The sequence below is a fragment of the Pseudomonas sp. NPDC088890 genome, assembly GCF_044900155.1.
Lineage (GTDB): Bacteria > Pseudomonadota > Gammaproteobacteria > Pseudomonadales > Pseudomonadaceae > Aquipseudomonas > Aquipseudomonas urmiensis.
Genome location: NZ_JBJDNG010000002.1, coordinates 229,326 through 242,327, shown reverse-complemented (window position 1 = coordinate 242,327; position 13,002 = coordinate 229,326). Strand labels below are relative to the sequence as shown.

11 protein-coding genes are annotated in these 13,002 nt (G+C 63.3%); 6 read left to right on the top strand and 5 right to left on the bottom strand.

Annotated elements, in window-relative coordinates; genetic code table 11:
• Positions 1 to 16: 16 nt before the first annotated feature.
• The 5 genes from ACI2JX_RS05985 to ACI2JX_RS05965 all read right to left on the bottom strand — a co-directional run bounded on the left by ACI2JX_RS05985 (position 17) and on the right by ACI2JX_RS05965 (position 6,643).
• Positions 17 to 1,258 carry a sugar ABC transporter substrate-binding protein gene (locus ACI2JX_RS05985; RefSeq protein ID WP_404689622.1) on the bottom strand — a complete coding sequence of 414 codons (1,242 nt, stop codon included), beginning with the start codon at positions 1,256 to 1,258 and terminating at the stop codon, positions 17 to 19.
• Positions 1,259 to 1,290: 32 nt separating this feature from the next.
• Positions 1,291 to 2,799: an aldehyde dehydrogenase gene (locus ACI2JX_RS05980; protein ID WP_404689621.1), complete on the bottom strand. Its 1,509-nt coding sequence runs from the start codon at positions 2,797 to 2,799 to the stop codon at positions 1,291 to 1,293.
• Between the two features lie 66 nt (positions 2,800 to 2,865).
• Entirely contained in the window at positions 2,866 to 4,140 is a 1,275-nt protein-coding gene (locus ACI2JX_RS05975; RefSeq protein ID WP_404689620.1) for a carbohydrate porin, read from the bottom strand.
• A gap of 136 nt (positions 4,141 to 4,276) precedes the next feature.
• Positions 4,277 to 5,449: an iron-containing alcohol dehydrogenase gene (locus ACI2JX_RS05970; protein WP_404689619.1), complete on the bottom strand. Its 1,173-nt coding sequence runs from the start codon at positions 5,447 to 5,449 to the stop codon at positions 4,277 to 4,279.
• Positions 5,450 to 6,643, bottom strand: coding sequence for a glycerol dehydrogenase (locus ACI2JX_RS05965; protein WP_404689618.1), 1,194 nt, complete (start codon positions 6,641 to 6,643; stop codon positions 5,450 to 5,452).
• A 278-nt stretch (positions 6,644 to 6,921) separates the two neighbouring features.
• Here ACI2JX_RS05965 and ACI2JX_RS05960 point away from each other — a divergent pair, with 278 nt between their 5' ends.
• The 6 genes from ACI2JX_RS05960 to ACI2JX_RS05935 all read left to right on the top strand — a co-directional run bounded on the left by ACI2JX_RS05960 (position 6,922) and on the right by ACI2JX_RS05935 (position 12,992).
• Complete coding sequence (locus tag ACI2JX_RS05960) at positions 6,922 to 7,713, top strand: shikimate dehydrogenase family protein (protein ID WP_404689617.1); 792 nt, start codon at positions 6,922 to 6,924, stop codon at positions 7,711 to 7,713.
• 59 nt (positions 7,714 to 7,772) lie between these two features.
• Entirely contained in the window at positions 7,773 to 8,465 is a 693-nt protein-coding gene (locus tag ACI2JX_RS05955; protein WP_404689616.1) for an SDR family NAD(P)-dependent oxidoreductase, read from the top strand.
• Between the two features lie 143 nt (positions 8,466 to 8,608).
• On the top strand, positions 8,609 to 9,700 hold the full coding sequence (locus tag ACI2JX_RS05950; protein WP_404689615.1) for a glycerol dehydrogenase: 1,092 nt from the start codon (positions 8,609 to 8,611) through the stop codon (positions 9,698 to 9,700).
• A gap of 48 nt (positions 9,701 to 9,748) precedes the next feature.
• The gene (locus ACI2JX_RS05945) at positions 9,749 to 10,636 is read left to right on the top strand and encodes a transketolase (protein ID WP_404689614.1); all 888 of its coding nucleotides are present in this window, start codon (positions 9,749 to 9,751) and stop codon (positions 10,634 to 10,636) included.
• Between the two features lie 3 nt (positions 10,637 to 10,639).
• On the top strand, positions 10,640 to 11,620 hold the full coding sequence (locus tag ACI2JX_RS05940) for a transketolase family protein (RefSeq protein WP_404689613.1): 981 nt from the start codon (positions 10,640 to 10,642) through the stop codon (positions 11,618 to 11,620).
• A gap of 64 nt (positions 11,621 to 11,684) precedes the next feature.
• Complete coding sequence (locus ACI2JX_RS05935; RefSeq protein ID WP_404689612.1) at positions 11,685 to 12,992, top strand: MFS transporter; 1,308 nt, start codon at positions 11,685 to 11,687, stop codon at positions 12,990 to 12,992.
• The last annotated feature ends 10 nt before the right edge of the window (positions 12,993 to 13,002 follow it).

The window sequence follows — 13,002 nt, the reverse complement described above, 5'->3', positions numbered from 1 at the left end:
GCCGCATCCGCGGGGGTCAGCGCATGGCTGCCTTGAGCTGGTCGATGGAACGGAACGCCGGCAACCGCTCGACACTGGCCGGGGCCTGTTCGAGCTGGATGAACTGCTCGACATTGGCCGGGGTGATTAGCTCGACCGGAAAGTACGAGGCCAACGGCAAGTTGTTGGCGGCAAGCCGGCCATCGAGGATCTGATGGATCAGCTCGATAGCCGCCACGCCAGTTTGCGAACCACTGTTGCTGGCGGTGACCAGCAGCTTGCCCTGCTTGATCAGCTCCAGCGCGACCTTGAAGCTGCCAGCTGCGGCAGCGACTCGCACCTGTCCCGCCTTGCCGGCGTTGTCGACGGCGTTGATCGCACCGATGGCGATGAAGTCGTTCTCCGCCAGGATCAGGTTGAGGCGTTCGCCGTGGGCACTGAGGATGTCTTCGCTGGCAGCCAGGCCGCCCTCCTCGGTCCAATCGCCACGCCCCCAGGCAAGCACATTGAAGCCCCCTTCAGGCCAGCTAAAACTGCCCTTGGCCTTGACTTGCTGGAACAGCTCGAACCCCTTGAGCAGGGCATCCTCCCTGGACAAGCCGAGCTTGCGCTGTTCGGCGCGGGCCTGAACGATCCCGGAGATCATGCCGTTGAGACGGCTCTCGGAAGTGGAGTTGCCCATCACCCCGATGACCATGGCCGCGTTGATCTCGCTGGCCGGATCGCTGTGCTCGACCACGTAGCGCCCCGCCTCGACACCGCTGCCGTAGGGGTTACCGGTACTGGTGGTGATAACCGGCGCTCGGGCGTCCGGCGCGGTACCGACGGTAATTACCGGGATCCCTGCCGCCACTGCCCGCTCGACATCGGCCACCGAGCCGAGGATGTCGGTGGGGTCGATGACGATCACATCGACGCCAAGGGTGATGAAGTTATCGACCTGGGCGCTCTGGCGCGCGACATCGCTGTCGGCGACCTGCACCTGCATGTCATAGCCATAGCGTTCGGCCAGGCTACGGGCGTCGTCGATCATCGACACGAACCAAGGGTTGCCGAGGGTGATCTCGGTCCAACCGATACGCAGGCGCTCGCCCTTCTGTTTCAGCGGCAGGGCCTTGTCGACCTGGCTACGATCAGCCATTTGCGGATCGACCAGGCCCGACAGCGCGGTATTGGGGATCAGTTGGTACAGCGGGTGGCGCGCCTCGGCGGCGGCTGGGCCGGCCAGCAGCGCAGTCATGGCCAGGGTGGCAAAAGTACGGGCAACGGTTTTGTTCATCTTATTGTTCTCCAAAGTTGCCGGGCGAAGGCTCACAGCTCGATCCAGGTGGACTTGAGCTCGGAGTACTTGTCCAGGGCGTGCAGCGAGCGGTCGCGGCCGTTGCCCGATTGCTTGAAACCACCGAACGGCATGCTGATGTCGCCACCGTCGAAGCAGTTGACCCACACGCTGCCGGCACGCAGGCCACGGGCCATCTGGTGGGCGCGGGACAGATCGGCGGTCCACAGGCTGGCGGCCAGGCCATAGGGGGTGTCGTTGGCGATGCGCAAGGCCTCTAGATGATCGCGGGCAGTGATCACCGACAGCACCGGGCCGAAGATCTCTTCGCGGGCGATGGTCATGTCATTGCTGACGTTGTCGAAAATGGTTGGCGGGATGTAGTAGCCCTCGGCGCCCAGGCCATGCTTGACCCGCTCGCCGCCAAGAATCAGCTGGGCGCCCTCCTGCACGCCCTTGTCGATGTAGCCCAGTACCCGCTGCAATTGACTGGCATCGACCATCGCGCCCAGCTCGGTGGTTGGGTCCAGCGGGTCGCCAACATTGATCGCCCGGGCCACCTTGAGCACCTCGGCAACGAACTCGGCGCGGATACCCGCCTCGACGATCAGCCGCGACGGCGCCACGCAAACTTCGCCCTGATTGAAGAACATCGACCGCGCTGCGGTGGTCGCGGCTTTTTCCAGGTCGCGGCAGTCATTGAGGATGATGTTCGGCGTCTTGCCGCCACACTCGAGCCAGACGCGCTTCATGTTCGACTGGCCGGAGTACTGCAGAAACAACTTGCCGACTTCGCCGGAGCCGGTGAATACCAGAGTGTCGACATCCATGTGCAGACCGAGGGCCTTGCCGGCGGTGGGACCAAAGCCGGGCAAGACGTTGAACACCCCCGCCGGAATGCCTGCCTCTGCGGCCAGCTGGGCGATGCGCAGGGCCGTCAACGGCGACTGCTCGGCAGGTTTGAGGATCACTGAGTTGCCCATGGCCAGAGCCGGCGCGACCTTCCACATGGCCATCAGCATGGGGAAGTTCCACGGCGTTACCGCCGCCACCACGCCAATCGCTTCGCGGGTCACCAGGCCCAATGCTGCAGGGCCCGAGGGGGCGACTTCGTCGTAGAGCTTGTCGCAGCTTTCGGCGTACCACTGCAGGCAATCGAGCACAGCGTGAACGTCGAAACCTGCGCTTTCGCTGATCGGTTTGCCCATGTCGAGGGTTTCCAGCAGCGCCAGCTCATCCATGTGCTGCTCGAACAGTGCAGCAAAGCGCAGCAGGACTTTCTTGCGCTCCTTGGGGGTGCGTTGCGCCCAGACGCCGCTGTCGAAAGCACGCCGCGCGGCCTTGACGGCAAGGTCGACGTCTGCGGCCTGGCACGAGGCGACTTGGTTGAGCACCCGGCCATCGCGGGGCGAAATGTTGTCGAAGGTTTCGCCACTCTGGGCATCGACAAAGCGGCCATCGATAAATGCTTGGCCCAGCAGCGTGAGCTGGCTGGCACGTTGCTGGACGCTGGTGAGGTCAACGAAATTGGCAAGGCTCATGATTCACTCCATTCATACATGATGCATCATTAAAAAAGCGACACGCCGCCGTGTGGCAGCATCGCCCTAGAAGCTCACTTCGGTTTTCAGGCCCCAGACCACCACGCTGCGGTCATGCTCGAAGCCGCCGGGGTTGCGTACGTACTGCACATTAGGTCTGAGGGACAGCGCCGGGCTCAGGCTCAGGCCGTAATACAGCTCAAGTGGGTACTCGACATCGGCGCGCTGCGGTTGCCCACTGGCTTGCTGCACACGCCGGGCCGAACGCGGGTTGACCTCCAGGCGGCCCAAGGCAACGCCAATCTCATCCTGCGGGCGCTGGTCCAATGGCCCACTGATGAAGGCGCCCACATGCCAAACCCGCTCGATGCTGGAAACATCCCGGTCAGACTGGATGAAGTTGGCGAACAGGGTCAGGCCGCGCGCGGGGTTGCGCGTACTCTGGTAGACGCGCTGTTCGGCCATGGCGTAATAGCCGTTGGCCTGATCGTGCTGCTTGGCTTGCGCGCCAGTCAGGCCGATGGGCTGGCCGTCGACATCGCGGTAGATATCGGCGTAGTCGCCCGTGTTGCGCCACAGCCCGAGCCGATAGCTGCCCGGCAGGCCATTGAAGCTCGGCTTCCAGGCCAGCTCACCTACAGCCAGGTAGCCGCTGGTGCCTGACGGGCTGGCGAAATTCAACCCTTGGCTGTTCTCGGTAAAACGTGGGTTGACCTGATAAATCGCGGTATTGAGCCACCAGTCATCGGCCAACTGCGCAGCCAGGGTGGCGCCCCATTGGCTGACCGGCCAGGTGAACCAGTTGGGGGTGATGTAGCCCGGAACGGCGCCGCAAAAGGTGAGGTTCTGAAACTTGCAGGAAAACGGGAACACATCGCCGCTCATCGGCAGCCGCCCGACTTTGAGCAGCAGGCGTTCATCGAGCAGCGCCTGCTGGTAATACATCTGCACCAAGCGGGTGACGCTGCCGTAGCCGTAGATTTCTTGGGCGGCCAATAACGTACCGGTGTTGGCCTCTTGGGTCAGGCTCTCGCCATTGCGGTTGCTCAGGGTCAGGCGAAACGCCGCGCCCTGCCAGCCCAGCAATCGCTGTAGGTCGAAGCGCGCATCGGCCATCAGCTGATCGCTGTAAGTGCCCTTGTGCTGCTCGCCGCCCTGGGTGTTGTAGGCCAGCTCGTTGACATAGGTGAACTGCAGGTCCACGCCCTGCTCATGCAGGCGGGTACGCTGGCCTTGCCAGTCGCCGAAGAGAAAGTTGGCCGGTGAATAGCTGTCGGCCTGGGCCAGGGGCAAGGCGCACGCGCCCAGTAGCCCGACCCCGATCAAGGTGGATCTTGCCATTGCGTTGAATTCCCGAAACTGGTTGTTGTGGTTGTTGTTCAGCGGTTCGAGTGTGCAAAGGTGGTGCGTGGTATTGAGTGCAGTGGTGCACGCGTCGCGGCGTTAGCCGCGACGCGAAATGTTCAGCCGATCCGATCTAGAGGCACTGCCTGACGATCTCGGCCACCTCCTGCTGGTCACGAATCGGTTTCGGGTGGCACGCCAGGTCCTGGTTGAAACTGGTCCAAACCACTTGGGCAAACTCATCGACCTGCTCGGGCTTGAGGCCATAGCTGCCGAAAGTGTCGCGCACGCCCAGGCGAGCGAAGTGAGCGCTGACAATCTCCGGCAACCGAGCTGCACGCAGGCCCTCGGCCAGGGTATGGGTGCTGGGGTCAAGAATTTCGGCCACGCGGGCGAACTTGTCGGCGGCCACCGGCAAGGTCCAGCGGATCACCTGCGCGGTGCTGGCCGCTACCGTGCCGCCATGCGGGGCATCGGTCATCGCCCCCAGTGGCTGGCCGAGCGCGTGCGACACGGTAACCCCAGCGCCCGCGATGGCCATGCCGCCTAAGGTCGAGGCAAAGGCCATGCGCGCCCGCGCCTCCAGATCATCACCCTGTTCGACACAGCGCAGAGCATTGGCCGCGAACAGGCGAATCGCCTCCAGCGCGACCATCTCCACCCAGGGCGTGGCGTGGATGCTGATATAGGCCTCAAGGGCATGGCAGAAGGTATCGACCGCGGTCAGCGCGGTTAGCCGCGGCGGCTTGGATACCAGAATCTGCGGGTCGATCAAGGCCACATCCGGATAGATGTGCGGATTGACGATGGCACACTTGAGGCCCAGCGCTGGGTTGTTGATGACGGCAAACGGCGTTGCCTCGGTGCCGGTGCCGGAAGTCGTCGGCACTACCAGCAACGGCAGGCCGCGTGTCTGCGGACGGGTCACCGGCTCACCGAGGCGCTCGGTGTAGTCCCAGCAACTGCCGCCATGCACGGCGACGAAAGCCACCGCCTTGGCCGAGTCGATCGCACTGCCGCCGCCAATCGCCACCACCACCTGGCAGCCACTGTCACGCACCAGCGTCACTGCACGGTCGATGGTGGTGTGCCGTGGGTTGGGCACGATGTCGTAGAACTCCACTGCGCTGATACCCCGCTCGGCAAAACTGCCCAGCACCTGGGCGACCAGCTCGCTGCCTTGCAGGAACGGGTCGACCATCAGCAGCACCTTGTTGCCATAGGGGGCTACCTTTTCGCCCATGCGGCGGATCGCCCCGACCTCAAAATCCAGTTTGACCGGCAGGCTTGCCTGAAATGCTTTCATCTACTCACCTCTGCTAATGGCCGATGGCAGATCCCGAGCACCCGATGTGCTCAGGATCGATCCGCCTTTTTTGTAGAATTCGCCCAGGTCGCTGGCGGCGATCAGCGCCGCGCGCATTTCCCAAGCGGTGACTTCGAACGGCTCTACCCGGCTGGTCTGCTGCGGCGATGCGGCGATTTGGACCACTTGCTGCAACTCCTCTTCGCTGAGGTCGGCCAGGCCCAGATCGGCAAAACACACCGGCAGGCCGATCGCCAGACACAGCCCCAGCAATTGATCCAACTCGCTGGCCGGTGCGCCTTCCAGAAGCAGCATCACCAGGGTGCCGAAGGCGACGTACTCCCCGTGGTAGGCCGTGGCGCGCGCACCCAGCACGCTGAATCCGCAATACACCGCATGGGCAGTAGCCACGCCGTTGCTCTCAAAGCCAATGCCGCTCATCAACGCATTGGCCTCGATCACCCGATTGAGCGCCTTGGTGACGATCTGCCGGGAACAGGCCATGACCGCTTGCACGGCGTCGGCCTGGAGCACCTGGTGGCACAGCTGGGCAATCGCCATCGAGGTGAGGGTGGGTTTGCCGCCGCCCTCGCTCGACTGCAATCCGCCACCGGCCAGGCCGAGGAAGTTGTCGTTGTCACCTTGCACGCAGGTACGCGCTTCGTAATAGGTAGCCAAGGCGTCGCCGATGCCAGCAACCAACAAGCGCACCGGCGCCTGAGCGATCACCCAGGTGTCGACCACCACTACATCCGGGCTGCGCTCATGAAACAGCACGTCATCGAAACTGCCATCTGGGTGATACAGCACCGACAAGGCGCTGGTGGGGGCGTCGTTGGAGACCACGGTGGGCACGATGCACAGCGGCAGGCGCGCTTGCTGTGCCACTGCCTTGGCGGCGTCGAGCACCTTGCCGCCGCCCACGCCAATCACCCCATCGCAGCCCAGGCTGTGCTGCAACGCAACCAAGCGCTGGACCTCGGCGCGGGTGACTTCGCCATCGAACATGGCGTAGTGAAGGCTCAGGTCGGGTTGATCGAAGCTGATGGCCAGGGTCTGTTTGAGGCTATCCAGACGGCCCTGGCTGGTGATGATCAGAAAGCGTTGGCCAAACCAGGCGATATGCCGGTAGAGGCGTTCAAGCTCTTTGTAGCCCTGAATGTAGCGGCCGGGTGCGGCGAAGATCTGGGTCATTCGCACCTCCCGCCACGTTCGAGCGGCAACGCACAACGCACTGCTTGCATGGGTTCATCCTTGCCTTTTCTTAGGCTTTTGTTGTTCTTGCTATCAGGACGCTCACCGGCTGGGGGCCAAGTGAAAACATGATATATCATATTTATTTTTTACGTACCAAGCGCGATCCTTTGACTTCAAGGCAAAACACTTTTGCTTGAGACGCTATGCTAAACAAAAGATATATGATGCATTAATAGACGTGTATTCCCTGAACCTGTCCGCAAAAGGAAGCAGCCATGCCAATCACCGGCACCACCCGGGTCGTGGTCCACCTGACCTACCCGGCCAAGCATTTGCGCACGCCGTCCTTCTTCAACCCGCTGCTTGAACGCCTGGGCCATGACGGCGTGCTGGTGCCTTGGGAGGTTTCACCCGCCAACCTGGCCTCAGCCTGGCAAGGCCTGCGCGGGATCGAGAACCTCGCCGGGGTGATCGTCACCGTGCCGCACAAGATCGAAGTCGCTCATCTGTGTGATGAACTCCAGGGCACAGCGCAGTTGCTCAAGGTGTGCAACGTCGCCCGCCGTTTAGCCGATGGGCGCTTCACTGGGCGGATGTTCGATGGCGAAGGGTTTGTCCGTGGCCTGAAAAACCAAGGCCACAGCCTGGCCGGCAAACGCGTGCTGCTGCTTGGCGCCGGTGGCGCCGCCACGGGGATAGCCCACGCCCTGCTGGCCGAGCCGTTGGCGCAGTTGGTGATCAGCAATCGCTCCGCGGCCAAGGCCCAGGAGCTGGCGATCCAGCTGCAAGGCCTGGTGCCTGGTCGTCAGGTGGCAGCCGGTGCCGCCGATGGGCGTGGCTTCGATGTGGTGATCAATGCCACCGCCTTGGGGCTGAAGGCCAATGACCCGTTGCCGCTGCCGGTGGAAACGCTCGATCCGGGCACGCTGGTCGGCGAAGTGGTGATGAACCCTGATGTCAGCGCGTTGCTCGAGGCCGCTCAGGTGCGTGGCTGCCAGATTCACAAGGGCGTACACATGCTCACCGGGCAGGTTGAGTTGTTGGCTGATTTTCTGTTCGGCCACTAATGCCCAGTCGAAACCCGCTGGCTTGCCCCTACACAAAAACCTCTATAACGGAGCACTACATGACCAAGATCGCAATCATCACCGGTGGCGGCTCAGGCATCGGCCTGGCCACTGCCCAGCGCCTGCTCGCCGACGGTTACCAGGTGCATACCCTGGGCCTGGGCGAACCTGAGCAATCGATTGCAGGTATTCACTACCAGGAGCTGGATGTCACCAGCGACGCCGCCGTCAACGATTTCTTCAGCCGTTTCGAACGTATCGATGCGCTGATCAATGCCGCCGGCGTCATCGACCACAGCCGTGAATGGCAACTGGACGGTTTCAGCCGCGTGCTCGAGGTCAACCTCACCGCCGTCATGCGCATCAGCAACGCCGCCCTGCCCGCGCTCAAGCTGGCTCGCGGCGCGGTGGTCAATTTCGCCTCGATGTGGGGCATCTTCGGCTCAGCCAAGACCCCGGCCTATGCCTCGAGCAAAGCGGCCATCGCTGAACTCACCCGCTGCCAGGCCGTGGCCTGGGCGGGCGACGGGGTGCGCTCGAATGCCGTGGCACCAGGCTGGATTGTGACCCAGCTATCACGCCGCGCCTACGAAGACCCGAGCCGCTCAGCCAGCATCCTGTCACGCATTCCAATGCAGGCCTGGGGCCAGCCTGAAGACGTGGCCAACGCCATCGCCTTCCTGGTCTCGGCCAACGCTCGCTACATCACCGGCACCACCCTGGCCGTCGACGGTGGTTATTCGATCGCCTGATTCACCACTGAACTGACCTACGGCCGTCACTGCCAGCTGAAGTCGCTTGACGGCCAAAACGCATGATATATGATGCATCATACATGACCGAGATCCTCGCGGGTCTCGCATAACAACAACAAGCAGTCACAAAGAGGTGCCGTATGAATCTGGTATTCGGATCGCCCGGGCGCTACGTGCAAGGCCCTGGTGTACTTGATGAGGCAGGCCAATACCTGGCCCATTGCGGCCGCAGCGCCGTGGTGGTCATCGACAGTTTCGTCATCGGCCTGGTCAAGCAGCGTCTGGACGCCACCTGCGCCCGCGCCGACGTCCAACTGCACTACATCACCTTCGATGGTGAGATCACCGCCCAGGGCATCGCCGCCCTGCGCCAGTCCGCCGCGCGGTTTGCCTTCGACATGATCCTGGCAGTCGGTGGCGGCAAGTCGATCGACGCCGGCAAAGCCCTGGCTCACTCCTCCGGCGCCGCCCTGATCAGCATGCCCACCGTGGCCTCCAACGATGCGCCGACCTCGAAGAACTTCGTCGTCTACGACGAGCATCATCAGCTCAGCGAAGTCGGCCACCTGCTGAGCAGCCCACGCTATGTGCTGGTCGATACCCGCCTGATCGCCCAAGCCCCCCGCCCGTTCCTGCTGGCGGGCATCGCCGATGCCCTGACCAAGAAGTTCGAAGCCGAACAGTGCCTTAAGGCTGGCGGCGTCAATATGTTCGGCGCCCGCCCTTCGCTGGCCGGCGTAACCCTGGCCCGCGAGTGCTACCAGGTGCTGCGCGCGCACGCTGAAGACGGTCTGGCGCTGGCTGGCAGCGGCGAAGTCAACGAATCGTTCGAACGCCTGATCGAGGCCGTGCTGCTGATGAGCGGCCTGGGCTTTGAGAGTGGCGGCCTGTCGATCGCCCACGCAATGACTCGCGGCCTGTCGAAGATCCCTGGCGCGCGCGACCAGGTGCACGGCTGGCAGGTTGCCTACGGCCTGCTGGTGCAACTTGTGCTTGAGGACCGCGAAGCGGCGTTCATGGCTGAGCTGCTGGCCTTCTACCGACGCATCGGCCTGCCCTGCAACTTGGTCGATTTGGGCGTCGATGTGCTCGATCAAGCGACCCTGCTGCAGGTTGCCGAGCCGACCCTGCAAGCGCCCCACGCGCGCAATTTCCTGCGCGCCAACGGCCACCCCCTAACCAGTGATGAACTGATCGAGGCCATGCGCGCGCTCGAATCTTTGACCCGCTGAATTTCCCCGGCAACACCCACCCTGCGATGCCTGCATTTGGAGGTAGAGATGGCTACACCCCGTAAAACCCTCGAGGCCTGGAAAGCCAGCGATTTCGTGCCTAGCGCCGAGACCGTCGCCCACCTGCGCGACCGGGCGAAATTCGTCCGTCTGGAAACCATCCGCCTGATCGAGATCGCCAAGACTGGCCACTACACCTCGGTGTTCTCCGCCGCCGAGCTGTTCTCCGCCCTTTACTACGACGTACTGAACCTGCGCCCAGAAGAGCCGAACTGGGCTGGCCGTGACCGCTTCCTGATGGGCAAGGGCCATGCTGCCGTCGGCCAATTTCCGATTCTGGCCGACCTCGGCATCTTCCCCAAGCAATGGCTGGATGACTACACACGCCTGGGTAGCCCTCTGGGCGATCACCCTGATATGCGCAAAGTACCCGGTATCGACTTCTCGTCCGGCTCCATCGGCCATGCCCTGTCCGGCGGCTTGGGCATGTGCCTGGCCCAGCGCTTCACCGGCCATGAATATGACGTGTTCGTCATGCTCGGCGACGGCGAAATGCAGGAAGGCCAGGTCTGGGAAGCGGCCATGGGCGCAGCCCATCACAAGGCCAGCCGACTGATCGCGATTGTCGATCGCAACGGCTTCCAGCTCGACGGCAGCGTTGACGATGTCATCGGCGTCGAGCCGCTGGATGAGAAATGGCGCGCCTTCGGCTGGGAGGTGCACGTGATCGACGGCCACGACATCACCGAGGTGACCACCACCCTGCGCAAGGTCAAGGCCGACGAAAACCGCGACAAGCCGGTCTGCATCATCGCCAAGACCGTCAAGGGCAAAGGGGTTTCTTACATGGAAACCGAGCCGGGCTGGCACCTGGGTTACCTGGACCCTGAAGACGCCAAACGCGCCATCGCTGAAATCGAAGCCAAGGAGATCTGAACCATGAGCGCCCCCCTGTCCCCCAACTCCTGGCAATACCGTGGCCTGAACGCCATGAACCCAGGGCTTTCCTACCTCTCCGATGCCCTGATCGAGTTGACCCGCGAGGGTCATCCGGTGATGGCAGGCTCCGCCGACCTGCAGTATTCCAACGGCCTGAACAAGTTCGCCACGGCATTCCCGGATCGCTACATCCAGTTCGGCATTTCCGAGCAGAACATGGTCACCGCCGCCGCCGGCCTGGCCACCTGTGGGGTGATGCCGTTCGTGGCGACCTTCGCCTCGTTCCTCGGCCTGCTGTGCTGCGAACAGATCCGCATGGACGTCGCCTACTCGGCGCAGCCGGTGCGCCTGATCGGCCACCACACCGGGATCTCGCTGGGCTTCTACGGCACCTCGCACCACGCCACCGAAGACATCGCCACCATGCGCTCGATCGCCGACCTGGCAGTGGTTTCGCCCTCCGACGGGCCGCAACTGGCCGCAGCGATCAAGGCCTCGGCCAGCTACGACAAACCGGTGTACTTCCGTATCGGTCGTGGTCGCGACCCGATCATCTACGAGAACGGCGCCAGCTTCGAATTCGGCAAGGCCACCGAGCTTGTGCAGGGCGAAGAGCTGACCATCATTGCCTGCGGCATCACCGTGCATCCGGCGTTGGCCGCTGCGCGCAAGCTCAATGCCGAGGGCCGTTCGGTGGGTGTGATCGACATGGCGTCGATCAAGCCGATCGACCGTGAGGCGATCCTGCAGGCCGCCGCGCGCAGCAAGCGGATGATGACGGTCGAGGAGCACAACGTGCTCGGCGGCCTGGGCGCGGCCGTGGCCGAGGTGCTGGCCGACGAGGGTGTCGGGATCAAGCTCAAGCGCCATGGGATCTATGACGAGTACAGCCTGATCGCACCACCGACCCACCTCTACCAGCACTACAAGCTCGACGCCGCTGGCATCGAGGAAGTGGCGCTCGCGCACCTGGCGAGCTGACGTCCGCCGCTGTACGGGCAGCGCCAGCCCTGGCGCTGTCCGCCCCTTTCGCTCGGAGCCAACAATGAACAATATGACCGAGACCCTGCCCGGCAGCGTGGCCCAGGCCACGCCAGGCGCTGTCAACCTGCGCCGCAAATCCTTGCTCGCCACTGGCGTCGGCAACCTGCTGGAGTGGTTCGACTGGACCCTCTACACCGTCGCCTCGGTGTACATCGCCGCCGCCCTGTTCGACAAAAGCAACCCCACCTCCGCGCTACTGGCCACCCTTGCCGTGTTCGCCGCAGGCTTTTTGCTGCGCCCCTTGGGCGGCATCGTCTTCGGCATCCTCGCCGACCGCCTCGGCCGGCGCACCGTGCTGCTCAGCACCATGCTGCTGATGGCCGGCGCCAGCCTGCTGATCGCCTTTATCCCCTCCTATGAAGCCATTGGCAGCTGGGCCTCGGCCTTGCTGCTGGGTGCGCGGCTGATCCAGGGCTTCGCCCATGGCGGCGAGACCACCACCTCCTACGCCTATATCGCCGAAATTGCCCCGCCGAAACGCCGGGGGCTATGGTCGAGCACAGTGTTTTTCGCCGTCGGCAGCGGCTCGTTGCTGGCGACCTTCTACATGGCCCTGCTGACCTCGGTGCTCAGCGTCGAAGAAATGCAGCAATGGGGCTGGCGTATCCCGTTCGCCACAGGAGGTGTGCTGGCCGTGGTCGCCCTGTGGCTGCGGCGCAACATGATGGAGAGCGAGCACAGCCCAAGTGCCAGCCACCATTCGCTGCAGGCGCCTTGGAGCCGCGGCCAGGTCGTGCAACATGGCGTGCGCTTGTTCCTCTATGAAGCCGGAGCCACCCTGACCTACTACACCTGGGTGACCTCGGCGTCGATCTACGCCATGACCGTCAAGGGCATGGATCCGCACAGTGCGTTCATGATGAGTTGCGTTGCCCAGGTGATCTACCTGGCCTTCCTGCCGGTGTGTGGCTGGCTGTCGGACCACTGGGGGCGCAAGGTCTGCGCGCTGATCTCGCTGCTGGGCATTGCCGCGACGCTGTTCCCGCTGTGGGGCATGATCTCTAGCGAGCCATGGACACTGATGGTGGCGCAGACAGCCGGGTTGATGCTGGTGGCGTTCATCACCGGCTGCAAGCCGGCATCGATCTCCGAGCAGATTCCGACGCGCTATCGCACGCGGATGTTTGGGGTGTGCATTTCCTTGGGGGTGGCCGTGTTTGGCGGGACCGCCTCATACCTGACCACCTGGTTGTATTCGCAGCAGATCGGCTGGATGTTCAATGTCTACCTGATTGTGGTGGCGGTGATTGCCAGTGCAGTGGTGCTGATGTGGAAGAACAACCACGGGGTGCCGATCGATCAAGTTTGAAGCAACCCCT

Coding starts and splice junctions, on each gene's coding strand:
- ACI2JX_RS05985 (WP_404689622.1), bottom strand. CDS start 1,258: ATGAACAAAACCGTTGCCCGTACTTTTGCCACCCTGGCCATGACTGCG.
- ACI2JX_RS05980 (WP_404689621.1), bottom strand. CDS start 2,799: ATGAGCCTTGCCAATTTCGTTGACCTCACCAGCGTCCAGCAACGTGCC.
- ACI2JX_RS05975 (WP_404689620.1), bottom strand. CDS start 4,140: ATGGCAAGATCCACCTTGATCGGGGTCGGGCTACTGGGCGCGTGCGCC.
- ACI2JX_RS05970 (WP_404689619.1), bottom strand. CDS start 5,449: ATGAAAGCATTTCAGGCAAGCCTGCCGGTCAAACTGGATTTTGAGGTC.
- ACI2JX_RS05965 (WP_404689618.1), bottom strand. CDS start 6,643: ATGACCCAGATCTTCGCCGCACCCGGCCGCTACATTCAGGGCTACAAA.
- ACI2JX_RS05960 (WP_404689617.1), top strand. CDS start 6,922: ATGCCAATCACCGGCACCACCCGGGTCGTGGTCCACCTGACCTACCCG.
- ACI2JX_RS05955 (WP_404689616.1), top strand. CDS start 7,773: ATGACCAAGATCGCAATCATCACCGGTGGCGGCTCAGGCATCGGCCTG.
- ACI2JX_RS05950 (WP_404689615.1), top strand. CDS start 8,609: ATGAATCTGGTATTCGGATCGCCCGGGCGCTACGTGCAAGGCCCTGGT.
- ACI2JX_RS05945 (WP_404689614.1), top strand. CDS start 9,749: ATGGCTACACCCCGTAAAACCCTCGAGGCCTGGAAAGCCAGCGATTTC.
- ACI2JX_RS05940 (WP_404689613.1), top strand. CDS start 10,640: ATGAGCGCCCCCCTGTCCCCCAACTCCTGGCAATACCGTGGCCTGAAC.
- ACI2JX_RS05935 (WP_404689612.1), top strand. CDS start 11,685: ATGAACAATATGACCGAGACCCTGCCCGGCAGCGTGGCCCAGGCCACG.